The organism is Streptomyces sp. NPDC001315 (assembly GCF_042896175.1).
Taxonomy (GTDB): domain Bacteria; phylum Actinomycetota; class Actinomycetes; order Streptomycetales; family Streptomycetaceae; genus Streptomyces.
The window spans coordinates 216,885-241,648 of record NZ_JBIAWZ010000008.1; the positions used below are offsets into that span (position 1 = coordinate 216,885).

General features: G+C 72.1%; 22 protein-coding genes. 12 read left to right on the plus strand and 10 right to left on the minus strand.

Translation table 11 applies throughout. The annotated features are described in order from the left end of the window. The first annotated feature begins 137 nt into the window (after positions 1-137). The 3 genes from ACFY16_RS23600 to ACFY16_RS23610 all read left to right on the plus strand — a co-directional run bounded on the left by ACFY16_RS23600 (position 138) and on the right by ACFY16_RS23610 (position 3,835). Positions 138-3,089, plus strand: coding sequence for a BTAD domain-containing putative transcriptional regulator (locus ACFY16_RS23600; protein ID WP_390649137.1), 2,952 nt, complete (start codon positions 138-140; stop codon positions 3,087-3,089). 229 nt (positions 3,090-3,318) lie between these two features. Then, positions 3,319-3,507: a sigma-like protein gene (locus ACFY16_RS23605; protein WP_390649138.1), complete on the plus strand. Its 189-nt coding sequence runs from the start codon at positions 3,319-3,321 to the stop codon at positions 3,505-3,507. Between the two features lie 181 nt (positions 3,508-3,688). Next, entirely contained in the window at positions 3,689-3,835 is a 147-nt protein-coding gene (locus ACFY16_RS23610) for a hypothetical protein (protein WP_390649139.1), read from the plus strand. 87 nt (positions 3,836-3,922) lie between these two features. On the opposite strand, the gene ACFY16_RS23615 is transcribed toward ACFY16_RS23610, so the two are convergent. Then, a complete protein-coding gene (locus tag ACFY16_RS23615; protein WP_390649140.1) occupies positions 3,923-4,879 on the minus strand; it encodes a hypothetical protein in 957 nt (318 codons plus the stop codon). Positions 4,880-5,096: 217 nt separating this feature from the next. After that, complete coding sequence (locus ACFY16_RS23620; protein ID WP_390649249.1) at positions 5,097-6,677, minus strand: FadD3 family acyl-CoA ligase; 1,581 nt, start codon at positions 6,675-6,677, stop codon at positions 5,097-5,099. 100 nt (positions 6,678-6,777) lie between these two features. On the opposite strand from ACFY16_RS23620, the gene ACFY16_RS23625 reads away from it, so the two are divergent. The 3 genes from ACFY16_RS23625 to ACFY16_RS23635 are packed head-to-tail and all read left to right on the plus strand — an operon-like array spanning position 6,778 to position 9,176. Beyond that, complete coding sequence (locus ACFY16_RS23625; protein WP_390649141.1) at positions 6,778-7,956, plus strand: lipid-transfer protein; 1,179 nt, start codon at positions 6,778-6,780, stop codon at positions 7,954-7,956. Between the two features lie 24 nt (positions 7,957-7,980). After that, entirely contained in the window at positions 7,981-8,397 is a 417-nt protein-coding gene (locus tag ACFY16_RS23630; RefSeq protein WP_390649142.1) for a Zn-ribbon domain-containing OB-fold protein, read from the plus strand. Further along, entirely contained in the window at positions 8,394-9,176 is a 783-nt protein-coding gene (locus ACFY16_RS23635; RefSeq protein WP_390649143.1) for an enoyl-CoA hydratase/isomerase family protein, read from the plus strand. Before ACFY16_RS23630 ends, ACFY16_RS23635 begins: the two co-directional genes overlap by 4 nt. A gap of 218 nt (positions 9,177-9,394) precedes the next feature. Here the strand turns inward: ACFY16_RS23635 and ACFY16_RS23640 are convergent, their stop codons facing one another. Both ACFY16_RS23640 and ACFY16_RS23645 read right to left on the minus strand, forming a co-directional pair. Further along, entirely contained in the window at positions 9,395-11,755 is a 2,361-nt protein-coding gene (locus ACFY16_RS23640) for a PQQ-binding-like beta-propeller repeat protein (RefSeq protein WP_390649144.1), read from the minus strand. 179 nt (positions 11,756-11,934) lie between these two features. Next, positions 11,935-12,669 carry a VOC family protein gene (locus tag ACFY16_RS23645; RefSeq protein ID WP_390649145.1) on the minus strand — a complete coding sequence of 245 codons (735 nt, stop codon included), beginning with the start codon at positions 12,667-12,669 and terminating at the stop codon, positions 11,935-11,937. A 134-nt stretch (positions 12,670-12,803) separates the two neighbouring features. Between ACFY16_RS23645 and ACFY16_RS23650 the strand changes: the two genes are divergently transcribed. Further along, positions 12,804-13,439: a TetR family transcriptional regulator gene (locus ACFY16_RS23650; protein ID WP_390649250.1), complete on the plus strand. Its 636-nt coding sequence runs from the start codon at positions 12,804-12,806 to the stop codon at positions 13,437-13,439. A 101-nt stretch (positions 13,440-13,540) separates the two neighbouring features. Here ACFY16_RS23650 and ACFY16_RS23655 read toward each other — a convergent pair whose 3' ends face one another. Beyond that, the gene (locus ACFY16_RS23655) at positions 13,541-13,984 is read right to left on the minus strand and encodes a nitroreductase family deazaflavin-dependent oxidoreductase (RefSeq protein ID WP_390649146.1); all 444 of its coding nucleotides are present in this window, start codon (positions 13,982-13,984) and stop codon (positions 13,541-13,543) included. A gap of 29 nt (positions 13,985-14,013) precedes the next feature. Further along, entirely contained in the window at positions 14,014-15,255 is a 1,242-nt protein-coding gene (locus tag ACFY16_RS23660; RefSeq protein ID WP_390649147.1) for an acyl-CoA dehydrogenase family protein, read from the minus strand. Positions 15,256-15,365: 110 nt separating this feature from the next. Here ACFY16_RS23660 and ACFY16_RS23665 point away from each other — a divergent pair, with 110 nt between their 5' ends. Together ACFY16_RS23665 and ACFY16_RS23670 are read left to right on the plus strand one after the other, a co-directional pair. Beyond that, complete coding sequence (locus ACFY16_RS23665; protein ID WP_390649148.1) at positions 15,366-16,538, plus strand: acetyl-CoA acetyltransferase; 1,173 nt, start codon at positions 15,366-15,368, stop codon at positions 16,536-16,538. A gap of 114 nt (positions 16,539-16,652) precedes the next feature. Continuing rightward, positions 16,653-17,324, plus strand: a complete 672-nt coding sequence (locus ACFY16_RS23670) for a pyridoxal 5'-phosphate synthase (protein WP_390649149.1) — start codon at positions 16,653-16,655, stop codon at positions 17,322-17,324. Between the two features lie 16 nt (positions 17,325-17,340). On the opposite strand, the gene ACFY16_RS23675 is transcribed toward ACFY16_RS23670, so the two are convergent. From ACFY16_RS23675 to ACFY16_RS23690, 4 genes are all read right to left on the minus strand, one after another. Then, positions 17,341-18,219: a GNAT family N-acetyltransferase gene (locus ACFY16_RS23675; protein ID WP_390649150.1), complete on the minus strand. Its 879-nt coding sequence runs from the start codon at positions 18,217-18,219 to the stop codon at positions 17,341-17,343. After that, positions 18,216-18,818, minus strand: a complete 603-nt coding sequence (locus ACFY16_RS23680) for a GNAT family N-acetyltransferase (protein ID WP_390649151.1) — start codon at positions 18,816-18,818, stop codon at positions 18,216-18,218. Before ACFY16_RS23680 ends, ACFY16_RS23675 begins: the two co-directional genes overlap by 4 nt. 78 nt (positions 18,819-18,896) lie before the next feature. After that, positions 18,897-19,322, minus strand: a complete 426-nt coding sequence (locus ACFY16_RS23685; protein ID WP_390649152.1) for a Zn-ribbon domain-containing OB-fold protein — start codon at positions 19,320-19,322, stop codon at positions 18,897-18,899. Beyond that, complete coding sequence (locus tag ACFY16_RS23690; protein WP_351144497.1) at positions 19,319-19,771, minus strand: DoxX family protein; 453 nt, start codon at positions 19,769-19,771, stop codon at positions 19,319-19,321. Before ACFY16_RS23690 ends, ACFY16_RS23685 begins: the two co-directional genes overlap by 4 nt. Positions 19,772-20,207: 436 nt before the next feature. Here ACFY16_RS23690 and ACFY16_RS23695 point away from each other — a divergent pair, with 436 nt between their 5' ends. The 3 genes from ACFY16_RS23695 (at position 20,208) to ACFY16_RS23705 (ending at position 24,716) form a co-directional block, all read left to right on the plus strand. Beyond that, positions 20,208-21,422 (plus strand): flavin-containing monooxygenase, encoded by a 1,215-nt coding sequence (locus tag ACFY16_RS23695; RefSeq protein ID WP_390649153.1) that lies wholly within the window; start codon positions 20,208-20,210, stop codon positions 21,420-21,422. Between the two features lie 167 nt (positions 21,423-21,589). Continuing rightward, the gene (locus ACFY16_RS23700) at positions 21,590-23,815 is read left to right on the plus strand and encodes an acetate--CoA ligase family protein (RefSeq protein WP_390649154.1); all 2,226 of its coding nucleotides are present in this window, start codon (positions 21,590-21,592) and stop codon (positions 23,813-23,815) included. A 121-nt stretch (positions 23,816-23,936) separates the two neighbouring features. Continuing rightward, positions 23,937-24,716 (plus strand): enoyl-CoA hydratase/isomerase family protein, encoded by a 780-nt coding sequence (locus ACFY16_RS23705; RefSeq protein WP_390649155.1) that lies wholly within the window; start codon positions 23,937-23,939, stop codon positions 24,714-24,716. Positions 24,717-24,764 lie beyond the last annotated feature (48 nt).

Here is a 24,764-nt window from a genome sequence, read left to right on the forward strand (position 1 = left end):
CGAAGAGGGTGTGAGGGCCTTGTGATATCCCGTGCGCCCGGCTGTGCCATGCCTGTGATCGGCGTCTCGCCCGGCTGACGCATCCGCCATGAACAAGGCAAACTGACGTAGTTGTTGAGGATGCCTAGGGGGACCCGATGGACGACGGTGTACCGCGCGTGCCGGAGCAGAGGCGTCCCGGCCCCTCCGAGGAGCCGGCGACGCCGCGCTTCAGCGTGCTCGGTCCGGTACGCGCCTGGCGCGGCGACGAGCCGCTCACCACGGGTTCCCCCCAGCAGCGCGCGCTGCTCGCCGCCCTGCTGCTGCGCGAGGGCCGTACCGCGACGGCGGCCGAACTGATCGACGCGCTGTGGGGCGAGGAACCGCCGTCGCAGGCGCTGGCGGCGCTGCGGACGTACGCCTCCCGGTTGCGGAAGGTGCTCGACGCCGGTGTCCTGGTGAGCGAGTCGGGTGGCTACGCGATCCGTTCGCTCGGCGAGGGTGCCCTGGACCTGGCGGTGGCGCAGGACCTGGCGGCGGAGGCGGACAAGGCGCGGAACACCGGCGACCTGTGCCATGCGCGGGAGGTGCTGGGGCGGGCGCTGGCGCTGTGGGACGGGGAGACGCTGGCGGGGGTGCCGGGCCCGTACGCGGAGGCCCAACGGGTCCGCCTGGAGGAGTGGCGCCTCCAGCTCCTCGAATCCCGTCTCGACATGGACCTGGAGCAGGGCTGCCACGCGGAGGCCGTCTCGGAACTGACCGCCCTGACGGCGGCGCACCCCCTGCGGGAGCGGCTGCGCGAACTGCTGATGCTGGCGCTGTACCGCAGCGGCCGTCAGGCGGAGGCGCTCGCGGTGTACGCGGACACGCGCCGCCTGCTCGCCGAGGAACTGGGCGTCGACCCCCGCACCGGCCTCCGCGACCTCCAGCAACGCATCCTCCAGGCGGACCCGACCCTGGCCGAGCCCTCGGCCCCGGTGACGGAGCCCGCCGCGGCGCGGGTCCGCCCGGCCCAGCTCCCGGCAACCGTCCCCGACTTCACCGGACGGGCGTCCTTCGTCGCGGAACTCGGCGAGGTGCTGGCCTCGGCGGAGGGCCGGGTGATGGCGGTGTCGGCACTGGCGGGGATCGGAGGCGTCGGCAAGACGACCCTCGCCGTGCACGTGGCCCACCAGGCGCGGTCGTCCTTCCCGGACGGGCAGCTGTACGTCGACCTCCAGGGCGCGGGGTCACGGTCGGCGGAGCCGGAGACGGTACTGGGTTCCTTCCTGCGCGCGCTGGGCACGGCCGACTCCGCGATCCCGGACTCCCTGGAGGAACGCTCGGCCCTGTACCGCTCGGTCCTCGACGGCCGCCGTGTCCTGGTCCTGCTGGACAACGCACGGGACGCGGCCCAGGTACGCCCCCTGCTGCCGGGCACGGAGGGCTGCGCGGCCCTGGTGACCTCCCGGGTCCGCATGGTGGACCTGGCCGGGGCCCACCTGGTCGACCTGGACGTCATGTCCCCCGACGAGGCCCTGTCGCTGTTCACGAAGATCGTGGGCAAGGAACGGGTGGCGTCGGAGCGGGAGGCCGCCCTGGACGTGGTGGCGGCGTGCGGTTTCCTGCCCCTGGCCATCCGCATCGCGGCGTCCCGACTGGCAGCCCGCCGCACCTGGACGGTCTCGGTCCTGGCGGCGAAGCTCGCGGACGAGCGACGCCGACTGGACGAGCTCCAGGCCGGAGACCTGGCGGTGAAGGCCACCTTCGAACTGGGCTACGGCGCGCTGGAGCCGGCGCAGGCACGGGCGTTCCGGCTGCTGGGACTGGCGGACGGGCCGGACATCTCGCTCGCCGCCGCCGCGGCGGTCCTGGACCTCCCTGTGGACGAGTCGGAGGACTTGCTGGAGTCCCTGGTGGACACCTCGTTGCTGGAGTCGGCGGCGCCCGGTCGGTACCGGTTCCACGACCTGGTCCGGCTCTACGCGCGTGCCTGCGCGGAACGGGACGAGCAGCCGCCGAGCGAGCGGGAGGCGGCGCTGTCGCGGTTGCTGGACTTCTATCTGGGGACCGCGGCGGGGGTCTACGCGATCGAGCGGCCGGGGGATCGGCTGGTGGATCACCTGGCGGGGACGGAGTATCCGGGGCTGTTGTTCGAGTCGCCGCGAGCTGCCCAGGACTGGCTCTACTCCGAGGCGAACTGCCTCCTGGCGTGCGTACGACAGTCCAGCAACGCGAAGAGCCTGAGAAGGGCCGTTGATCTGCTGTGGGCCACCAAGGACCTGGCGGAGTCGGGTGCCAACGCGCGTGAGTACGAGGTAGCGGCACTGTCGGTCCGGGATGCTGCACACGCGGCCGGGGATGCCCGCGCCGAGGGCCGCGCCCTAACCGCGCTGACAAACGTCCACCTTGTCGCGGGCCGCTTCAGCGAGGCAGACGAGAAAGCACGACTCGCCATGGAGCTCGCGAGCGAGGCCCATGACCCGCTCCCCAGCTGCTGGGCCCCCAACGACCGGGGCATCATCGCCATTTACGAAAACCGGCACGCCGACGGCGAACGCTACCTCCAGCAGGCGATCGACAACTTCCGCGCTGACGGCAACGACGTCGGTGAAGCCAGTGCACTGTGCAACCTCTCTCGGATCCACCTGGCCATGGGACGTACGGCCAGCGCCATAGACCTCGCTCAGCAGGGCATCGACATCTACGACCGGATGGGCCTCACCCTGAGGCTCGCCAACGGCCGATACGCCCTCGGTATCGCCCTGACCCAAGCCGGTCAGTTCGCCGAGGCCCTCGACCAGCTCACCGATGCGCTGACGTTGTTCCACGACAATCGACAGCCTCTCTGGGAGGGCGTAACTCACTTCCGCATCGCAGAGGTTCACCTCGCGGCCCATCGCCCCACGCTCGCCGCGAGCCACGCGGAACAGGCGATAGCACTGCGAGGCATAGGCGGGGAGTGGCGGCGCGGAACCGTGCTCACGGTCCTGGGGAAGGCGCTCGCCACCCTCGGCCAGTCCGACCGCGCGAGCGCCTGCTGGCGGGAAGCCCTCTCCATTTACGAGCTGTTGGGTTCCTCGGAAGCAGGCGAAGTTCGCGAGCTGCTGGCCCCGGCGGCGGCCGCATAGTTGCCGCCGGACTGCTGCACAAGCGGAACGCCGACCTCGTTCATCGTTCGTTTATCGCAGGTCGGCACTCTTACATACACCGATCCGTCGCGTCGGGGGGCAGACGGATCGCGGAGAGGCCACACCTTAAGGTGAACGGCCTGTACGCGCCCGTCCGACGGCCCTCGGGGGAGTCGTCGGACGGGCAGCTCCGCCCCTTTGCTACACAACTTTGCTGGAGTTGATGAACATGAGCCAGGCCGAGAAGAACGACGATGTCGTCAAGCCGCTCGACAACCACGCCTCCGTCGTGGAGGCGAACCTCCTCGACGCCGCAAAGGCTGAGGCATCCGCGAGCCAGATAACGACCCTGGACAACCACGCCTCGGGTGAAGAGCTCACACTCCTGGACAACCACGCCTCGGACGAGACCGCCTGAACCAGCGCTGACGGGGGAGTCGGCCGCGGCGGCGCGGAGGGGGAGCCGCCGCGGCCGAGTCATGCTCGGCATCCTGTTCCAGCCAATACTGACGCGATCTGTTCGATCACCTCAAGCAATCGCCCGTGATCACTAGGGTCACTTCTTGCACACCCGTGATCACTCGCCTTGGGGAGTTGACATGACTCGCACCAAGAAGGTCCTCGTCACCGTCGCGATCGCTGTTGCCGCTGCCGCCGGCGCGTCGGCTCCGGCCTTTGCCGACATTCACGCCACGAGCACGCCCGTCACGACGGACGACATTCACGCCACCGGCGTCTCGGAGTAACTCCGGACTACCGAACCAGCTCACCACACAATGGGGCCGAGCCCACGCTCGGCCCCATCGGCTTATCACCTGACACCAATTGCGGCATCAGACCCCGTACTCCTCTTCCGAACCCCCGCCTGGACCACCTTCCTCGCCTCCCTGAAGCGCTGACGCGGCGGTTATCCACAGGCGCGAGCACGGCCGGAGCGTCTCCGGGACAGTAGGGGCGTGGAACGGACGGAGTTGGGGGCGCTCGTAGAGGGAGGTGTGCTGCTCACCTCGCGGGCCCTGGAAGCGGGGTGGTCTCGGGCTCCGCTCTTCCGGCGGCTGGGCTCGGAAGGGTGGACGCGGGTCCAGAGCGGCGCCTGGGCCGAGCCAGGGCGGAGTGTCGATCTGGCCATGCGGCTGAAGGCTGTTCATCTGCTCAAGCCGCGGCTCGTCGTGAGTCATCGGTCGGCGGCCCGGCTCTGGCGGATCGAGATCCTGGACGGAGGCCGGCGGGACCAAGGGAAGCCATCGGACGTCGAGTTCACCGATCCCGGGCTCAGCGTCGTGCGGGGCCCTGTAGGCGTACGTGTCCACCGGATGCCCCTCGCCGAAGGCGACGTCGTACAGCTGCGCGGGCTGCCCGTCACGGACGTGCCCCGCACCCTTGCCGACCTCCTGCGCGCCGGGCCCAGGAACGACGCGCTCGTGGCCGTGGAGTCGGCGATCAACTACCGCACCGTGTACGGCGTACGTCGCGCGCCGCTCACCTCCATGGCGGCGCTCTCCGTCGCACTCGAAGGCCCGCTTCGCGGCGGCACCCGCGCCCGGCACTGGCTGAGCCTCGCCGACCGCCGCTCCGGCTCCCCCGCGGAAACGGTGGCCCGCCTGCACATGCTCGATGCCGGCCTGCGCCCCGAGTCCCAGGTCGAACTCCGCCTCCCCGGCGGCGGCCGCCGCTACCTCGACTTCCTCTTCCGGGAGGCGGGACTGGCGGTGGAGATCGAGGGATACGCCTACCACGGCACCCGCGACGCACACCGCCGCGACATCACCCGCTTCAACGAAGTCCTCCAATGCCCGGAGGTACGAACCCTGCTGCGCTACACCGCCGAGGACGTATTCCACCGCCCCGCCGAAATAATTCGCGCCATCCACACCACCCTGCCCCTCCCCCCGCGCCCCGCCACAGCCCGTGAACCAGCAAATGGTGCATGTGTCCCACTCCGCTCCAGCGAAGCCCCAGGTCAGCGACCTCAGTACGGGAACACATCCACCAATTACCCCCCCCGCCTCACCCCCGCAGGGCACCCTTCAGTACCTTGCCGCTCGCGTTTCGGGGGAGCTGCGGCACGAAGGCCACCGACCTCGGCACCTTGTAGTTCGCCATCTCTCGGCGGGACCACGCGATCAGGTCGTCGGACGTGAGCAGGGCGCCCTCGTGGCGGACCACGAAGGCCTTGGCGACCTCTCCCAGGCGGGTGTCCGGGATGCCGATCACCGCCACGTCGGCCACAGCGGGGTGCAGGGCGAGGAGTTGTTCGATCTCCGCCGGGTACGCGTTGAAGCCGCCGACGACGAACATGTCCTTGAGGCGGTCGGTGATACGGAGGTTGCCTGCCTCGTCCAGGACTCCCACGTCTCCGGTGCGGAGCCAGCCGTCGTCCGTCAGGACCTCCGCGGTCGCCGCCTCGTCCTCGTAGTAGCCGCACATGACGTTGAAGCCGCGGACCAGCACCTCGCCCGGTGTGCCCGGGGTCGCTGCGGCGACCCTCACCTCCGTCCCGGGGATCGCGCGGCCGGAGGTCGACGCGACGACCGACGGGGCGTCGCCGCGGCGGCACATCGTGACGATGCCGCTCGCCTCCGAGAGCCCGTACGCCGTCAGGACCGTGTCCACCCCCAGCTCTCCCTTCAGGCGTTCCACCAGGCGGAGCGGTACCACCGCCGCGCCGGTCACCACGAGCCGCAGTGCCGACAGGTCGTGGGCGTCGCGGGAGGCGTGGTCCAGGAGGGACTGGTGGAGGGTCGGCGGTCCGGGGAGGACCGAGATCCGCTCCGCGGCGATGTTCGCCAGGACCGTGTCCACGTCGAACACCGGCTGGGGGATCATCGTCGCGCCGCGCGTCAGGCAGGCGATCACACCCGCCTTGTAGCCGAAGGTGTGGAAGAAGGGGTTCACGATCAGGTAGCGGTCGTCCCGGCGCAGGCCCGCCAGATCGGCCCAGATCTCGTAGCCCCGCAGCGTCTGCGCGTGGGTGATCACCGCGCCCTTCGGGCGGCCCGTCGTGCCGGACGTGAAGATGATGTCCGACGGCATGGACGGGGCCACGGAGTCCGCCCGCGTCCGTACCTCCGCCTCCCCCACACCCTCCCCGCTCGCCAGGAAGTCCTTCCAGGTGCGGAAGTCGGCCGGCGCGTCGTCCGACATCACCACCACCTGCTCCAGCCGCGGCAACCCCGGCAGGGGACCGGCGCCCGCCCCCTCCCCCGCCGCCCTGCGCAGCGACGCCACATACGACGTCCCCAGGAACGTCCCCGTCACGAACAGCAGCCGCGCCCCGCTCCGCCGCAGCACGTCCGCCGCCTCCGCGCCCTTGAAGCGGGTGTTCAGCGGAACCAGCACCGCGCCCGCGGACACCGCGCCCAGCGCCGAGACGATCCAGTCGAGGGTGTTGGGGGCCCAGACGGCGACGCGGTCGCCGAGACCGACCCCGCTCGCCACGCACGCCGCCGCCGCGCGGTCGACGCGGGCGGCCAGTTCGGCGTACGAGATCCTCGTACGGCCCTCCACCACCGCCTCGGCGTCCGCATACCGCTCCGCCGCCGCACGGACCAGGCCCGGGATGCTGCCCCACTCCGCGTCACCGTGCATCACCACCACCAGCCTCTCACCTCGTAGCTGACTGTCCGTCAGATTAGTTGTAGTCTGACGAACTGTCAGCACGTCAGTTCCCTACGGAGGTGTGTGCAGCATGGCCGACACAGGCGTGGGCAGCGGTGCGGGACCCGGCCTCAAGGACACCACCGCCATCGTCGGGATCGGCCAGACCGCCTTCGCCAAACACCTTCCCGAGGACGAGCGGACCCTCGCCTGCCGTGCCGTTCTCGCCGCCCTCGACGACGCCGGGATCTCCCCGGGCGAGGTCGACGCGCTCGCCTCCTACACCATGGAGGAAACCGACGAGGTGGAGCTGGCGAAGGCGGTCGGGCTCGGCGACCTCACCTTCTTCAGCAAGGTCGGCTACGGAGGCGGGGGTTCGTGTGCAACCGTCGCCCATCTCGCCGCCGCCATCGCCTCCGGGCAGGCGACGGTCGGGGTGGCCTGGCGGTCGCGGAAGCGGGGCTCAGGGCCCCGGCCGTGGAAGAACACGACCGCCCAGCTCCCCACCCCCGCCCAGTGGACCCGGCCCTTCGGGCTTCTGCGGCCGGCCGACGAGATAGCCATGCTCACCCGCCGGTACCTGCACGAGTACGGGGCCGGCCGGGACCACCTCTTCAACGTCGCCCTCGCCTGCCGGAACCGCGCCAACCAGAACCCCGCCGCCGTCATGTACGACCGGCCCCTCACCCGGGAGATGTACATGACCTCCCGCTGGATCAGCGAGCCCCTCTGCCTCTTCGACAACTGCCTGGAGACGGACGGGGCGCTGGCGTGTGTGGTGGTGTCCAGTGAGCGTGCGCGTGACTCCCGACGGCCGCCCGTCTACATCCACTCCGCCGCCCAGGGCCTGCCCGCCCAGCACCACGGAATGGTCAACTACTGGAACGACGACCCGCTCACCGGCCCCGCCTGGACCGCCGCCCGGCACCTGTGGAAGCACGCCGACCTCACCCCGCAGGACGTGGACGTCGCCCAGATCTACGACGCGTTCACCCCGCTGATCCTCCTCTCCCTGGAGGGGTACGGCTTCTGCGGGCGCGGAGAGGGCGGGGCGTTCACGGAAGGGGGCGCGCTGGAGATCGGCGGTCGGCTGCCCCTCAACACCGGCGGCGGCGGGCTCAGCGAGGCCTATGTGCACGGCTTCAACCTCATCAACGAGGGCGTGAAGCAGCTGCGCGGAACCAGTACCGCGCAGGTCCCGGGCGCCGCCACCTGCCTGGTCACCGCCGGTGAGGGCGTACCCACCTCCGCCCTGCTCCTGCGGAACTGACCGCAAGCCGAGGAGTTGAGAAGCATGCTCACCCCCGTCATCGACCCCGACGGCGCCCCCTTCTGGCAGTACGCCGCGCAGGGCGAGCTGAGGATCCAGGCCTGCGCCGACTGCGGCGAACTCCGCTTCCCGCCCCGCCCCTGCTGCCCCCACTGCCAGTCGTTCGGCACGACCTGGCGCAAGGTCGGCGGGCGCGGGCGCGTCTGGTCCTACGTCGTTGCCCATCCGCCGCTGCTGCCCGACTACGCGGAGCAGGCGCCGTACAACGTCGTCGTCGTCGAACTCGCCGACGCCCCCCGGATACGGCTGGTGGGGAATCTCGTCAGCCGGCCCGGCGCGCCACTGAACTCCCTCTCCCCCGACCGCGTCCGCATCGGCGCCAGGGTGCAGGTCGTCTTCAGCGACGACGGCCTTCCCCAGTGGGTTCTGGAGCGGCCGTGAGCAACGTGCGGGTCAGCACCGACAAGGACACCGGCGTCGCCGTCGTCACCCTCGACCGGCCCGGGAAGCTCAACGCCGTCGACCTCGACACCGCCGCCGAACTCGCCGCTGCCTGGCGCACGTTCCGGTTCGACGACACCGTACGGGCCGTCGTGCTCACCGGGGCCGGCGAGCGGGCGTTCTGCACGGGGCTCGACCGGGACGCGGTCGTGCCGCAGCCCGGGTCGCCGTACATGCAGGACGACCCGCTCCTGCGCGTCGGGCCGAAGGCGAACGACCTGTGGAAGCCGGTCGTCGCCGCCGTGGGCGGGATGGCCTGCGGAGGGGCCTTCTATCTGCTCGGCGAGAGCGAGTTCGTCGTCGCCGACACGACCGCCACCTTCTTCGACCCGCACACCACCTACGGCATGGTCAGCGCCTACGAGTCCGTGCTCATGGCGCATCGGATGCCGTACGGGGAGGTCGCCCGGATGATGCTGATGGGGAGCGCGGAGCGGATCGGGGCGCGGCGGGCGTACGAGATCGGGCTCGTCTCCGAGCTCACCGCGCCCGGCGAGGCGTTGGCGGCGGCGGTGCGCTGCGCCACCGTCATCGCCGGGTGTCCGACGGAGGGCGTGCAGGGGACCGTGCGTGCGCTGTGGGCGGCCGAGGAGGCGGCCCGAGCGCAGGCGTTCGCACAGGCACCGCACCTGATCGCGCTCGGCAACCTGCCCACACACCGCCAGGCGGAGCTGTTCGCCGCCCGGCGGACCGGGGCCGGGGAGTTCCGGACGCGCTGACCGGCGCTCCCGCCCGGCCCGTTCAGTGTCACGAGCATGTCACTGCCTGGCGACCGCCCCGTACCCGGCGTAGCGTCTGGGACGAAGGCGGCGAACGGGCCGCTTTCCCACAGCGACGGCCGCCGTCCCGATCCCTTCCGTGCATCTGGTACGACGGCCGTCCCAGGGCGCGCGCCCTGCGCGCAGCGCCCCCGCTCGGCATCCTGCGCACAGCACCCCTACGCCGTGCGCGCCGTCCCCGTCCCCTTCTCCGCGTCCAGCGCGTACACGCAGCGGTCCTTGCTGCACGCGTACACGACGCCGTCCTTCACCACCGGCGATCCGGTGATCTCGCCGCCCGTCGCCAGTTTCCACCGCAGCCGGCCGTCGTCGGCCTTCAGGGTGTAGAGCAGGTGGTCGGTGGAGCCGAAGTGGATGCGGCCCTCGGCCACCGCGGGGGCGCCCGCGATGTCGCCACCCGCCTGGAAGCGCCACTTGGGCGTGCCGGTGACGGCGTCCAGGGTGTACAGGCCGCTGCCGCTGCCGACGTGGACGTGACCCGCGGCCACCAGCACCGGCTCGACGGACGACCGGGCCTCGGTGGCGATGCGCCAGCGGTCGCGGCCGTCGGCGGCGTCCAGGGCGTACACCGTGCCGAGGTAGTCGGCCAGGTACACCCCGCCGCCCGTCACCGCGGGGCCGGGCACGAAGGTGGGCGGGGAGAGGAAGACGGCCGGGGCCTCGAAGTGCCAGCGCACCATCCCGGTGGACACGTCGACGGCCAGGACGCGGGTGCCCGCGGAGAGGTACACGTAGCCGTCCTGGGCGCGGGTGACGCGGACCGGCACTCCGCCGCAGGAGGCGGCGTCGCCGATCGGGTACGACCAGCGCTCGTCGCCCGTGCGGGCGTCCAGGGCGCGCAGCCGGGCGTCCTGCCAGACGTACACCGTGCCGTCGTGGACGGCGGGGCCCGCCTCCGGGGACTCGAAGTCGCTCTGGCAGCCGCTGATCTCCCACAGCTTCTGGCCGTTCGAGGCCTCCCAGGCCTGGACGCCGCCGCCGCGCGTGCCGGTGACGACCGTGCCCCGGTCGGCCTTCAGGGAGTACACCCAGGCGTCCGTGGACAGCCGCCACAGGTCGCCGCCCTCTCGGGCGTCCAGCGCGAACAGGGTGGGGCCGTCGGAGGCGTGGATACGGCCGTCCGCGACCGCCATCGACCAGGCCACGTCCCGGGTCTTGAAGCGGCGGCGGCCGGTCGCCACGTCCAGGGCGTGCACCTCGAAGGAGGTGACGTAGACGAGGTCGCCGTCGACCGCCGGGGTGCCCCACACGTCGTTCGACATGCGGAACCGCCAGGGGCGCCAGCCGGCCGCCGCCTCCGGGGGTGCCGGGGGCGGCGCGGGTACGGCAGGGCCTACGGCAGGGTCTGCGCCGTTGACGCCGGGGCGGGGCTTGGCCCAGGAGGCGACCAGGCCGGCCTCCGGCGGGGGTGCCTTGACGGCGGCGGCGCGGGCGTCGGCGACGCGCGGGCCGGGCCCGATCGGCACCGCCGCGCCCGCCAGCCGCACGGGTCCGGTGTCGGGGGCGCCCATGGGGGCCGGCACGGGCGGCGGCGCCGGGATGACGGGGTCGCGGGAGGGCGGGGGCGGCACGGGCGCCCGGCCGCCGCTGCGGGGGCCGGGCGACGCCGGTTTCACCGGCGGGCGGCCGCCGCGGCGGGTCTCGATGAGCCCCACCGCCTTCTCGGGCAGCCACGCGGACGCGGTGCCGCTGTCGTCGGAGCCGGAGCCGAAGAGGTGCGGGGCCAGTTGGGCCTGGAGGTCGGCGGGGTTCGGGCGGGCCGTCGCCTCCATCTGCATGCAGGACTCGATGAGCGGGCGCAGCTCGTCCGGGAGGCCTTCGAGGTCGGGGCCCTCGCGCAGCAGCATGAAGACGGTCTCGACGGGGTTGGCACCGTGGAAGGGCGGATGTCCGGTGGCGGCGAAGACCAGCATCGAGCCCAGCGAGAACACGTCGCTGGCGCCGGTGACGCTGCGGGAGTCCTTCGCCTGCTCGGGGGACATGTAGGCGGGCGTGCCGACAGCCACGTTCGTCATCGTCAAACGCGTGTTCGAGACGCCGGATGCGATGCCGAAGTCGATCACCCGGGGACCGTCCTCGACCACAAGGACGTTCGAGGGCTTGAGGTCGCGGTGGACGAGCCCGGCGCCATGGATGGACTGGAGCGCCTCCGCGACGCCCGCCGCCAGCCAGCGCACCGCCTGGGCCGGAAGCGGCCCGCAGTCGTTCACTATCTCCTCGAGGGAGGGCGCGGGGACGTACGCCGTGGCCAGCCACGGCACCGCGGCGCGCGGGTCGGCGTCGACGACCGCGGCCGTGTAGAAGCCGGAGACCGCCCGGGCCGCCTCCACCTCCCGCGTGAAACGGACGCGGAAGAGCTGGTCCTCGGCGAGCTCCGTGCGGACCGTCTTGATCGCCACGCGCCGCCCGGACGCCGAGCGCGCGAGATAGACCAGCCCCATGCCGCCGGCACCCAGCCGTCCCAGCACCTCGAACGGCCCGATACGCCGCGGATCGTGCTGCGTCAGCTGATCCACCACTTGCCCTGCCACCTCCCCGTACGGGCCGCGCAACCCGCGTGTGTACGCGACCCCGTGCAGCGTCTCACCACCGCACCGCCATGGCGGCACGCACCCTGATTCTTCCTGGCCGGACACCAGGTTGCGAACCCGGTGACAATCGGGGTGTCCCTGACGATATCGGGACAAATATGCGGCGATCAGCGCTCCAGCAGCGCGAACGACGCCCCCTGATTGTCGGTGACAACGGCCACGGTGCCGTACGAAGCGGCGAAGGGGCCGGCCTGGATCCGGCCGCCGAGCCGGTTGACGGTGGCGAGTGCGGTCGCGCAGTCCTCGACCCGGAAGTGCACGAGGAAGTGGGGCGGCATCTCGGCCGGGAAGAGGTCGGTGACGGGGGCGCGGCCGAAGTCGGGCTCGGCGTCGCGGCCGAAGAGGGCGTCGTGGAAGAGGCCGCCGTAGAAGGCGTTGGCGGCAGCGGTGTCGCGGGCGTAGAGCTGGGCCCAGGCGAAGGTGCCGGGCTCGTGGCGCGTCGCGAAACCCGGGTGGGTGCCGGGCTGCCAGAGGCCGAAGACCGCGCCCTCGGGGTCGGCGACGAGGGCGGCGGTACCCAGGCCGTCGATCGGCACGGGTGGCGTGACGACCTGCCCGCCGGCCTCCCGGACACGCCTGACCAGCGCCTCGGCGTCCGGGGTCGCGAAGTACACCGTCCAGACCGTGGGCATACGGCCGTCCGTCTTGTGCGCGAGCGCGGCGACGGACTCATCGTCCTTGCGGGCCCACACGTAGGTGCCGTACGCCTCCTCGAACGTCCACCCGAAGAGCTCACCGTAGAACCGCCTGCCCGCCTCCACGTCGGGAAGCTGCGCGTCCACCCAGCAGGGGACGCCCTCCCGGACGTCCCCTCCGTACCCCGATGCCCTGTTTTCGGCCATACCGCCAAAGTAACGGCGCGGCACGCACCCCGCAGACCAGGCACACCAGCCTCCGCACCCCCGCGCACCCCATTTGCAGTCGGCCGAATCGCGCTCCCATCACCCCTCGGTAAGCTGACGACATGACAGGACAAGTGCGTACCGTCGACGGCCGGGTGGCCGGCCGGCGTGGGCAGGCGACCCGGCAGAAGCTGCTCGACTGCCTCAGCGAGATGCTCAGCTCCTCCCCGTACCGGGACGTCAAAGTCATCGATGTCGCCCGGAAGGCGGGCACTTCGCCCGCCACCTTCTACCAGTACTTCCCGGACGTCGAGGGCGCCGTCCTGGAGATCGCCGAGCAAATGGCGGCCGAGGGCGCCGAGTTGACCGGACTGGTCGCCGGGCGCTCCTGGGTCGGCAAGGCCGGCTGGCAGACCGCGCAGGAACTCGTCGACGGATTCCTGGAGTTCTGGCGCCGCAACGACGCGATCCTCAGGGTCGTCGACCTCGGGGCCGCCGAGGGCGACAAGCGGTTCTACAAGCTCCGCATGAAGATCCTGAACTCGGTGAACAACTCGATCTCGGACGCCGTCGCCGAGTTGCAGTCCAAGGGCAGGGTCGACAAGGACGTGAACCCGGCCGCGGTCGCCGGTTCGCTGGTCGCGATGCTCGCGGCGGTCGCCGCGCACCAGAAGGGCTTCCAGTCCTGGGGCGTCAAGCAGGCCGAACTCAAGCCGAACCTCGCCCTGTTGGTGCACCTGGGCGTGACCGGCAAGAAGCCGACGAAATAGCCCGGGCCCTTTTCGGAACCCCTTAGACACCAAGTCCTGTCAGGCAGGCGGTGGTTCACCCGGTCACCGGGGTGAACCACCGCCTGCCGCGCTGTTGCCGGCTATTTCCGTACGATCCTGAAGAGCCGTATCTCCCGCTCCACGCGCGCCTGGTACGTCGCGTACGGCGGCCAGAACGCCAGTACCGTCCGCCAGGCCGCCGCGCGTTCCTCGCCCTCCAGCAGCCGGGCCGTGACCGGGATGTCCTCGCCCTTCCAGCTGACCTCGGCGTCGGGGTGGGCGAGGAGGTTGTGGGTCCAGGCCGGGTGGCCGCTCCGGCCGAAGTTGGAGCCGATCAGAAGCCAGCCGCGACCGCCGCCCTCCGGCATGCACGCGAGCGGAGCGCGCCGGGGCAGTCCGCTGCGCGCGCCGGTCGAGGTCAGGATCACGCCCGGCAGCATCTGCGCGCTGAGCAGCATCTTTCCGCGGGTGAGGCGGTGGACGGCACGGTCCAGCGCGGGGATGACGTGCGGGGCGACCTTCGCGAAGCCCCGCGTGGAGGACATCCTCTGCACCATGCGCACCCCGACGGTGATCACACCGCCACCTCCCTCTCCTCGAAGAGACGCGCCGTTTCCGCGGCGTGCGCCCGCAGGCGGTGCACCGGACCGAACAGCAGTTCGTCGCCCGCGGCCCGCTTGAAGTACAGGTGGGCCTCGTGCTCCCAGGTGAAACCGATGCCGCCGTGCAGCTGGATGCCCTCGGAGGCGGCCGTCCGCAGCGCCTCCAGGGCCTGCGCGAGGGCGAGCCCGCCCACCCGCCCGCCCGTCTCCCGCCACCGCCCTTCCGAAGAGGCGCTTCGCGCCGCACCTCCTGATTCGTGGGCGGTCGCCCAGGCCGCGTAGTACGCGGCCGAGCGTGCCGCCTGCAGCTGGACGTACACGTCGGCCAGCCGGTGCTTCACCGCCTGGAAGGAGCCGATCGCCCGCCCGAACTGCTCACGCCGGCCGACGTACTCCACGGTCCGTTCCAGCGCCCGGTCGGCGGCCCCGACGGCCTCGCAGGCGAGGACGGCGGCGGCGGTGTCGCCGACGGCGGCGAGGGCGGAGAGGACGTCCGCCCGGTCGTCGTCACCGAGCAGCCGGGCTTCGGTCTCCCGCAGCTGGACGCGCGCCCGTGACCTCGTGGCGTCCAGCGCGGTCTGCCGCACTCGCACCAGTCCGGACGCGTCGCCGGGAACGAGGAACAGCAGGGTGCGCGAGCGGGCGAACCCGCCGGTGTGGGCGGCGACGACGAGGAGACCGGCGCTGTGCCCGTCGAGGACCTGGTCGACCTGCCCGTACAGCCGCCACCGCCCGTCGGCGCGCCGGGCCTGCACCCCGCCGGCCCGGCCGCCCCCGGCCCAGTCGCCGCCGTTCGTGCCGGTCAGGGCGAGGGCGGTGGCGAGGCCGGCGCCGGGTACGGCGAGGGTGGCGGTCAGGGCGCCGGTGGCGATCCGGGGCAGCAGTTCGGCGCGCTGGGCGTCGGTGCCGAGGGCGAGCAGGAGCGGGGCGGCGAGGGCGGCGGTGGTCAGCAGCGGCGAGGGGGCCAGGAATCGTCCCGTCTCCTCGCAGGCGAGCGCGAGGTCGGTGACGGGACAGCCGACACCGCCGTACCGCTCCGGGAGGGCGAGCCCGGGCAGGCCGAGCCGGGCGGCGAGGGCGGTCCAGAGGCCGGGATCGTGCCCGGCGGGGCTGTCGACGGCGGCCCGCACCTCCTCCGGCCCGCAACGCTTGCGCAGCAGCTCGCGGAGGGTGCGGCGGATGTCGTCCTGTTCCGCGGTGAAGCCGGCGTCCATGGGGCACCTCTTTCCGGATCTGACGGCGCGTCATATTAAGGCGGGCGCGCGAGGATGCCCAGAGGTGGAACGCCTGTCGGACCCTCTCGATCTGATATACCGTCAGATTCATGTCTCCAGGGACCCGGAAAGCAGCCGTCGTCGGCGTGGCGCTCTCTTCCTGCGGCCGCGTGGACGACGCGACCCCGTACACGCTGCACGCCCAGGCGGCCCGCCGCGCCCTCGACGACGCGGGCCTGGACCGCTCGCTCGTCGACGGCTTCGCGTCGGCGGGCACGGGCACCCTCGCCCCCGCCGAGGTGGCCGAGTACCTGGGCCTGCGTCCCACCTGGGTCGACTCCACCTCCGTGGGCGGCTCCACCTGGGAGGTCATGGCGGCCCACGCGGCGGACGCGATCGCCGCGGGCCACGCCGACGCCGTCCTCCTCGTCTACGGCTCGACGGCCCGCGCCGACATCAGGGCCGGCCGCCGCACCGGTGACCTCTCCTTCGGCGCGCGTGGCCCGCTCCAGTTCGAGGCGCCCTACGGCCACACCCTCATCGCCAAGTACGCCATGGCCGCCCGTCGCCACATGCTCGAACACGGCACGACCATCGAGCAGTTGGCCGAGATCGCCGTGCAGGCCCGGGCGAACGCCGCCCTGAACCCGGAGGCGATGTTCCGCGACCCGATCACCGTGGACGACGTCCTGTCCGGCCCGATGATCGCCGACCCGTTCACCAAGCTGCACTGCTGCATCCGGTCCGACGGCGGGGCGGCGGTACTGCTCGCCGCCGAGGAGTACGTACGGGACTGTCGTACGGCCCCCGTGTGGATCCTCGGCACCGGGGAGCACGTCTCCCACGCCGCCATGTCGGAGTGGCCCGACTTCACGGTGTCCCCGGCGGCGGTGAGCGGACGGCTCGCCTTCGAACGGGCGGGGGTGCGGCCGGACGAGATCGACTTCGCGGAGATCTACGACGCCTTCACCTACATGACGCTGGTGACCCTGGAGGACCTCGGCTTCTGCGGGAAGGGCGAGGGCGGGGCGTTCGTGGAGAAGGGCCGGTTGAAGGTGGCGGGCGGGGAGCTGCCCGTGAACACGGACGGCGGCGGGCTCTCGGCCCAGCACCCGGGGATGCGGGGGCTGTTCCTGCTGGTGGAGGCGGTGCGGCAGCTGCGAGGGGAGGCAGGAGCGCGCCAAGTACGGCGGCGGGACGGCGATGTGCCCCACCTGGCGGTCGCCTCCGGCACGGGGGGCTGGTTCTGCTCCTCGGGGACGGTCGTGCTGGGCCGGGAATGAGGCGGCCCGAGCCACTACGGGCCGCCCGTGACGGACGCCCTTCCGTGTTCATCAACCGCATCGGCCCCCGTGGTCCGGGCGTGCGCACGTCGTGCGGTCGGTGATACTCGGGGCATGGGAACGGATCTTCACGAGCTGCTGAGGTCACTGCGGGTGTGGGACCCGGAGGCGACCGAGCTGCCGCCCTTCGACCCGGCCGCCGCGCCCGCCGAGCCCCTCGCGCTGTTCACGGCATGGTTCGCGGAGGTGGTGGCAGCCGGGCAGCCCGAGCCGCACACCATGTCGCTGGCGACGTCCGACGAGGAGGGCCGCCCGGACGTACGGACCGTGATGCTGCACGGCGCCGACGCGGACGGCTGGGCCTTCGCGACCCACGCGAGCAGCCGCAAGGGCCGCCAGCTCGCCGCCCGCCCGTACGCCGCCCTCGGCTTCTACTGGCCCGCCCAGGGCCGCCAGGTGCGCGTGCGCGGCCCGGTGACCGTCGCCCCGTCCGCTGCGGCGCGGGCCGACCTGCACGCCCGCTCCACCGGGGCGTTGGCCGCCGCGCTGACCGGGCGACAGAGCGAAGTCCTGGGCTCGGTGGAAGAGTTGAGGCGGGCCTCGGAGGACGCCTGGGAGCTGGCCCGGCGGGAACCGGACACCGAATCCCCGACGTGGACGCTCTACCGTCTGCGGCCGGAGGAGGTGGAGTTCTTCCAGGGGGACGAGCGGCGGCGGCACCTACGGCTGCGGTACCGGCGGGAGGGCGGGGGCGCGGGCTGGGTCAGGGAGCTGCTGTGGCCCTGAGGTTCACGTCCGGCCCTCACCGCCCCGGTCCCGGCCCGTCGAAGTCGTACACCGCGAAGTCCCGCACCGGCTCGTAGCCGATCCGCCGGTAGAGGCCGTTGCTCGTCGGGTTCGCCAGATCGGTGAAGAGCAGCACCTCCTCCGCGCCCTTCGCCACTGCGGCGCGGCTGACCTCGGCCGTCACGGCGCCCGCGTAACCCCGGCCCCGCAGCGGCGCGGGGGTGTAGACGGGGGCCACGCGCACCTGGCCGGCGACCTGTGGGGTCCCGCCCGCCATGGCGACGGGGGTGCCGTCGGGGGTCTCCCAGAGGGTGAGGCCGTCGTGGGCGAGGCGGGCGTCCACCCAGGCGCCCGGGTCGCGTTGGGGCGCCGCGCCGACCGACTCGGCGAACTCGACGTGCCAGCGGGCGAGGTGGTCGCGGTCACGGGCCGTGGCGATCCTGGCTCGGCCGAGCGGGGCGGGCCGCGGGGGCGTGAGCGTGCCGAGGCGGTAGAGGCGCTGGCTCCGGTGAAGCGTGGCGGTGGCGCCGGTGGCGTGCCGCCACGCCTCCGTGAAGGCCTCCGCGGTGGCCCGGTCCGCGGAGACGCCGGGTAGGGGGTGACCGGCTTCCGCGAGCCACCGCGCGAGTGTCCCGGTCCGCTCCTTCGCGAGCGGGGTGAGGGTCAGGCGTTGCGGTGGTGTACGGAAGAACGCGGCCCCTACCTCCCCCTTCGTCCCCTCCAGGACGCCAAAGACGGGCGCCTCGTCCCCGTAGACGTACGGTCCCCGCGTGCGCAGTGCCTCGGTCACCGTCAGGAAGACCGTGTGCAGGGCGGGCCGTGCGTGCAGGAAGGTTCCGGCGCGGTCGAGGAAGGCGTCCACGCCGTCGACGTACCGCCATGTGTGCCCCGTCATGACAGTTCCGCCTCCGGATCGGTCGACAGGCGGGCGTGCAGGTGCATGTCGCGGAACGCGTCATGGCGGCCCTCGTCGAACATCGCACCCCGCAGCGTGCCCTCGTAGCGGAAGCCGCACCGCTCGGCGATCCGGCAGGAGGCGTCGTGGCCCAGGGCGTGGTCGAGTTCCAGTCGGTGCAGGTCGAGGTCGGTGTGGGCCCAGTGGGCGGCGAGGGCGAGGGCACGGGTGGCGACGCCGCGGCCGCGGGCCTCGGGCAGGACCCAGTAGCCGACCCGGGCGGAGCGGAAGGTGGGGCTGATCGCGTTGACGCCGATGTGCCCCAGCGTCGTACCGCTCGCCGCGTCCGTGATCCGGAACGACGCGCTGCTGCCGTCCGCCGCGTACGCCTCCTTGGCCCGCAGCGAGGCCCGGGCGCTGTCGAGGTCCGTGACGAACCTGAGCGGGGTGTTCCAGCGCCGGAACTCCGGGTCGGACATACCGCGCAGCCAGGCCGCGACGTCGGCGGCGTACGCCGCGCGCCAGTGGGTCAGGCGCAGTCCGTGGCCTTGGAGTTCGGGGAAAGGGGAGCCGAGGGGGCGCTCGCTCATGTGGGCCATCAGGCCATTGAAGCCGGTGGGCCGGGGCGCCGGCAGCTGCTTGATGGACCTTTGGATCTCTACGGTCCTGTTGAATCCCTACGGTCCTTCGAACCTTACGGACCCTGAATCCCTGGGCCGGAACACCGGCACCCCCTCCCGGAAGGCGACCTCCAGCTCCGCGTTCGCCCGCAACTCACCCTCCCCGCACTCCACGACCTCGGTCATCATCCGCGGGCCCTCGGCGAGGTCGACGACTGCGGCGACGTACGGTGTGCGCTCCCTGAAGGGCGGGAGGTCGTTGCGGTGGACGACGGACCAGGTGTAGAGCATGGCCCGGCCGCTCGCCTCCTGCCAGGTGACGTCGTCGCTCCAGCAGTGCGGGCAGAACTCGCGGGGGTAGTGGTGGGCCCGCGCGCACGCCCCGCAGCGGCGGATCAGCAGGCGCCCCTGTGCGGCCGCCTCCCAGTAGGTGCGCGTGAAGGCGTCCGGCTCGGGGAGGTCGTAGCGCGGGGCGCCGCTCATTGGAACCATCCGAGCGCTCCGTCCAGTGACCACGTCTGCCACGACATCCCGAACAGGGCCACCACCGAGATCAGCCCCATCATCGAGTTCTGCCCCTGCTCCGCCCAGTCGTGGATCATGAGGATGAAGTAGAGAGCGTTGAGCAGCAGCCCGCCGACCAGGGCGACGGGGGTCAGGAAGCCCGCGATCAGGCCGAGGCCCAGGGCGAGTTCCGCGTAGACGACGACGTATGCCATCGTGCGTGGTCTGGGCGCGACCACGGTCTCGAAGCCGGAGCGGACCGCGTGCCATCGGTGCTTCGCCGCGACGCCCGCCGCCCACTCGATCCCGGTACCGCGCTCGAACCAGTCCTTGCGGTCCTTGTGCCGCCAGCTCTCCAGCCACCACAGCCCGAGCCCGATCCGCAGTACCGCCAGCCATTCCGCCCCGCTGAGCCAGATCGTGTCCATGTCCCGGATCCACTCTCCCCGTCGACGCGTGCCACGCCACCGCCATCTGACGGTATGTCAGTTCAGCGGATGGCCGGCGCTTTCGCAAGACGCCGACTGGAGGGATCCCCGGGAAACCCTGCGCAGCCCCACAAAGCTGTGTGTCGACGATGAATACCGCGAAGGCAAGTAGCCCGTGACCGACCGGCGGTTGCCGCCTGCCCCCTGAACGCGGCGTCCGATCTTCCCGTCTGTCCGATCGGGCGCCGCTCACTCCCGACGCCGGGCCCACACGCACCTGGGCCCGGCGTCGCGGGCTTTCCGCCCACCGCGCATTCACAGTCGGGCGGCCTGCGTCACAGATCCCACCCGCCTCTCCTACAGGCGTGATCAATCCGCAACCAATTCCGGTCTTGACCGAGACCCATCAATTCTGTGTGTGATTACGCTCGCGCTCATGGCCGACTCCACCGACTCCACCTCGTCCGCGACCCCCACGGCGGTACCCGCCGACCGCCCCGTGTACGTCGTCGGCGGCGGCCCGGGTGGTCTCGCCGTCGCGTACGCGCTGCGCGCCCAGGGCATCCGCGCCGTCGTCCTGGAGAAGTCCGACCGGGTCGGCGCGTCCTGGCGGCGCCACTACGACCGGCTGCATCTGCACACCACCCGACGTCTGTCCGCCCTGCCGGGGCTGCCGATGCCGCGCCGGTTCGGACGCTGGGTGTCGCGTGACAACGTGGTGCGCTACCTGGAGAAGTACGCCGAGCACCACGAGCTGGAGATCGTCACCGGAGTCGAGGTCTCCCGCATCGAGCGCTCGCCCGACGGCACCGGCTGGCTGCTGCACGCCACCGGCGGCCGCGAGCTGACCGGCGCCGCGGTGGTCGTCGCCACCGGATACAACCACACGCCCCGCGTCCCCGACTGGCCGGGCCGCGACACCTACACCGGCGAGCTCCGGCACGCCGGCGAGTACCGCAACGCCAAGCCCTACGCCGGCCGGGACGTCCTCGTCGTCGGGGTCGGCAACACCGGCGCCGAGATCGCCGTTGACCTGGTGGAGGGCGGGGCGTCCCGGGTGCGGCTGTCCGTCCGCACGGCACCGCACATCGTGCGCCGCTCCACCGCCGGATGGGCCGCGCAGTACACGGGCGTGCTGGTACGGCGCCTGCCGGTCGGGCTCGTCGACCGGCTGGCGAAGCCGATGGCCAGGCTCAGCGTGCCGGACCTGTCGGCCCACGGGCTGCCCCGCCCCGACACCGGCCTCTACAGCCGGGTCACCGCGGGGGCGATCCCGGTCCAGGACGTCGGCCTCATCGACGCCGTACGCAAGGGGCAGGTCGAGATCGTGGCCGCCGTCGACGGCTTCGAGGACGGCAAGGTCGCCCTCGCCGACGGCAGCCGGATCTCGCCGGACGCCGTCGTCGCCGCCACCGGCTACGTCCGCGCCCTCGAAGACCTGGTCGGTCACCTCGACGTGCTCGACGCCCGCGGCAAGCCGGTCGTCCACGGCGCCCGCGCCCCGCGCAACGCACCCGGGCTGTACTTCACCGGCTTCACCAACCCGATCAGCGGCATGCTCCGCGAACTGTCGATCGACGCGGAGAAGATCGCGAAGGCCGTCGCGGGCAAGGGGGCGGGTGCGGGGCAGGTGTCCCGGCTCCCGGGCTGAGGAACAGCACCGTCGCCGGCCGACGCGGCACCCGCCTCGGCCGGCGCAGCGTCCTCCTCGGCCCGTCCTTCGGTTCTTTGCGTGCACAGCGGTTCCTGACGGAACGTCAGTTCAGTAATCTGACAGAGCGTCAGTTATTTCGCTGTCACACAGGAGCGGGCGGACCGATGCTTGGATCAACCCACGGCACCCTCACCACCGACTCCCGCCGGGCCCGCGTCAGCGCGTGCGGCGAGCCTCCGGCACCGGCCGTCCACGGCCGCCCGGCCGACGTGGACGACCTCGACGTCAGCGGCCGTCCGCTGTACGCCGGCGTCCCCGACCTGGACCGCTTCTTCCGGCCGGAATCCGTCGCCGTGATCGGCGCCTCGGACACCGAGGGGCGGCCCAACACCGGTATCACCCGGCAGTTGATCACCTGGGCCGAGCGGGTGGGGGCACGGCTGCACCCCGTCCACCCCACCCGTGAATCGGTCTTCGACATCCCCTGTCTTCCTTCCGTCGCCGATCTGCCCGAGCAGGTCGACCTCGCCGTACTGCTGGTCGCCGATCCCCTTCCCGTCGTGGAGCAACTCTCCGAGGCCAAAGTGAAGTTCGCGGTGGCCTTCGCCTCCGGGTTCGCGGAGACCGGCGCGGACGGCGCGGCCGCGCAGGACCGGCTCGCGGCCGCCGTCGCGCGGTCCGGGCTGCGGCTGCTCGGGCCCAACACCAACCTCAACGCCTTCGAACGCTTCCGGGACGACCTCGACGGACCGGCGATCGCCCTCATCACCCAGTCGGGACACCAAGGCCGCCCCGTCTTCGCCCTCCAGGAGCTCGGCATCCGCCTCTCCCACTGGGCACCCACCGGCAACGAGGCCGACCTGGAGACCTCCGACTTCATCTCCTACTTCGCCGAGCGGGCGGAGGTCGGTGCCATCGCCTGCTATGTCGAGGGCCTGAAGGACGGCCGGTCCTTCCTGCTCGCCGCCGACCGGGCCGCCCGGCGCGGCGTGCCGGTCGTCGCGGTCAAGGTGGGCCGCACGGAGACCGGTGCCCGCACGGCCGCCTCACACACCGGCAAGCTGACCGGCGCGGACGCGGTGGTGGACGCGGCGATGCGGCAGTTCGGCGTGATCCGGGTGGACGGCCTCGACGAACTCCAGGACACCGCGGCCCTGCTGGCCCGGGCCCGCCCCCCGCTCTCCGACGGGGTCGTCGTCTATTCGATCTCGGGCGGCACGGGCGCGCACGTCGCCGACCTGGCGACCGAGGCGGGCCTGAGACTGCCCGTGCTGTCGGACGCCAAACAGGCCGAGCTGCACCAGTGGATACCCGAGTACCTGAGCGTGGCCAACCCCGTGGACAACGGCGGGCATCCGGTCGGTGACCGGCGCGGCCGGAAGATCATTGACGCGATCCTCGAAGACCCCGAGGTCGGAGTACTGATCTGCCCGATCACCGGCCCCTTCCCACCTCTGAGCGACCGACTGGTCGAGGACCTGGTGGCCGCGGCCGAAGGGACGGACAAGCTGGTGTGCGTGGTGTGGGGGTCTCCGGTCGGCACCGAGCCGGCCTACCGGGAGATGCTGCTCGGCTCCTCGCGCGTGGCCACCTTCCGCACCGTGGGCAACTGCCTCGCGGCCGTCCGCGCCCATCTCGACCACCACCGCTTCGTACGCGGCTACCGCTCCCCCTTCGACGAGGCGCCGCGCACCCTCTCCCCCTCTTTCCGCAAGGCCCGGGCCCTGATGCGGCCGGGGCAGCAGCTGAGCGAGCACGCGGCGAAGCAGCTGCTGCGGGCCTACGGCATCCGTGTGCCGCGCGAACAGCTGGTGACCAGCGCGGCGGCCGCGGTGCGCGCGGCGGGGCTCGTCGGCTACCCCGTGGTGATGAAGGCGTCCGGCGCCCAGATCGCCCACAAGACCGAGCTGGGCCTGGTGAAGATCGGCCTGACCTCGGCCAGCCAGGTCCGCGACGCCTACCGTGAGCTGACGGAGATCGCCCGCTACGAGGGCGTCTCGCTCGACGGCGTCCTGGTGTGCCAGATGGTCGAGCGGGGCGTCGAGATGGTCGTCGGCGTCACGCACGACGACCTGTTCGGTCCGACCGTGACCGTCGGCCTCGGCGGCGTGCTCGTCGAGGTCCTTCGGGACGCGGCCGTGCGTGTCCCGCCCTTCGGCGAGGACCAGGCCAGGACCATGCTCACCGAACTCCGTGGCCGGGCCCTCCTGGACGGGGTCCGCGGCCGTCCCCCGGCCGACGTCGACGCCCTCGTCGAGGTCGTCCTGCGCGTGCAGCGCCTGGCACTGGAACTCGGGGACGAGCTCGCCGAACTCGACATCAATCCGCTGATGGTGCTGCCCAGGGGGCAGGGTGCCGTGGCCTTGGACGCGTTGGCGGTGTGTCACTGAGATGAACATGACCGATTCCCCCGAATCTCCCGGTTCCCCCGATTCCACGGATGGCACGGACTTCACGGATCGCAAAAACTCCACGGATTCCACCCGTGAGCCCGAAAAATCCGCTGAGTCATTGGTACTGCACGCCACTGACAATCACGTCTCCCGCATCACCCTCAACCGACCCGAAACCCTCAACGCCCTCACCCCTGACCAGCGGGAACGCATCATCCGGCTGCTCTGTGACGCCTCCGCCGACCCTGAGGTGCGGGCGGTGGTCATCACGGGAACGGGCCGCGGCTTCTGCGCGGGAGCGGACCTGCGGGGCGCCTCGACGGCCGGAGAGCGGATCGCCGGCGACGTCGCCCGCACCCTCCGTCTCGGCGCCCAGCGGCTCGTCGCCGCCGTCCTCGACTGCGAGAAGCCGGTGATCGCCGCCGTGAACGGTACGGCGGCCGGCCTCGGCGCCCACCTCGCCCTCGCCTGCGACCTCGTACTCGCCGCGGAATCCGCGCGGTTCATCGAGGTGTTCGTACGGCGCGGACTGGTCCCCGACGGCGGTGGGGCCTACCTGCTCCCCCGCCTCGTCGGACCCCAGCGTGCCAAGGAGCTGATGTTCTTCGGCGACGCCCTCACCGCACCGGACGCCGAGCGCCTCGGCCTGGTCAACCGCGTCGTCCCGGACGGGGAGTTGGACAAGGCGTCCCGGGCGTGGGCCGAACGCCTCGCCGCCGGCCCGACCCGCGCCCTCGCCCTCACCAAGCAGCTCGTCAACGCCTCCCTCGACACCGACCGCGCCACCGCCTTCGCGGCGGAGGCCGCCGCGCAGGAGATCAACATGGCGGCGGAGGACGCGCGGGAGGGAGTGACGGCGTTCGTGGAGCGCAGGAGCCCCGAGTTCAGGGGCCGGTAGTTCACGGACTGTGTTCCGGGTCCGGCAGTTCAGGGGGCCGGCAACCCT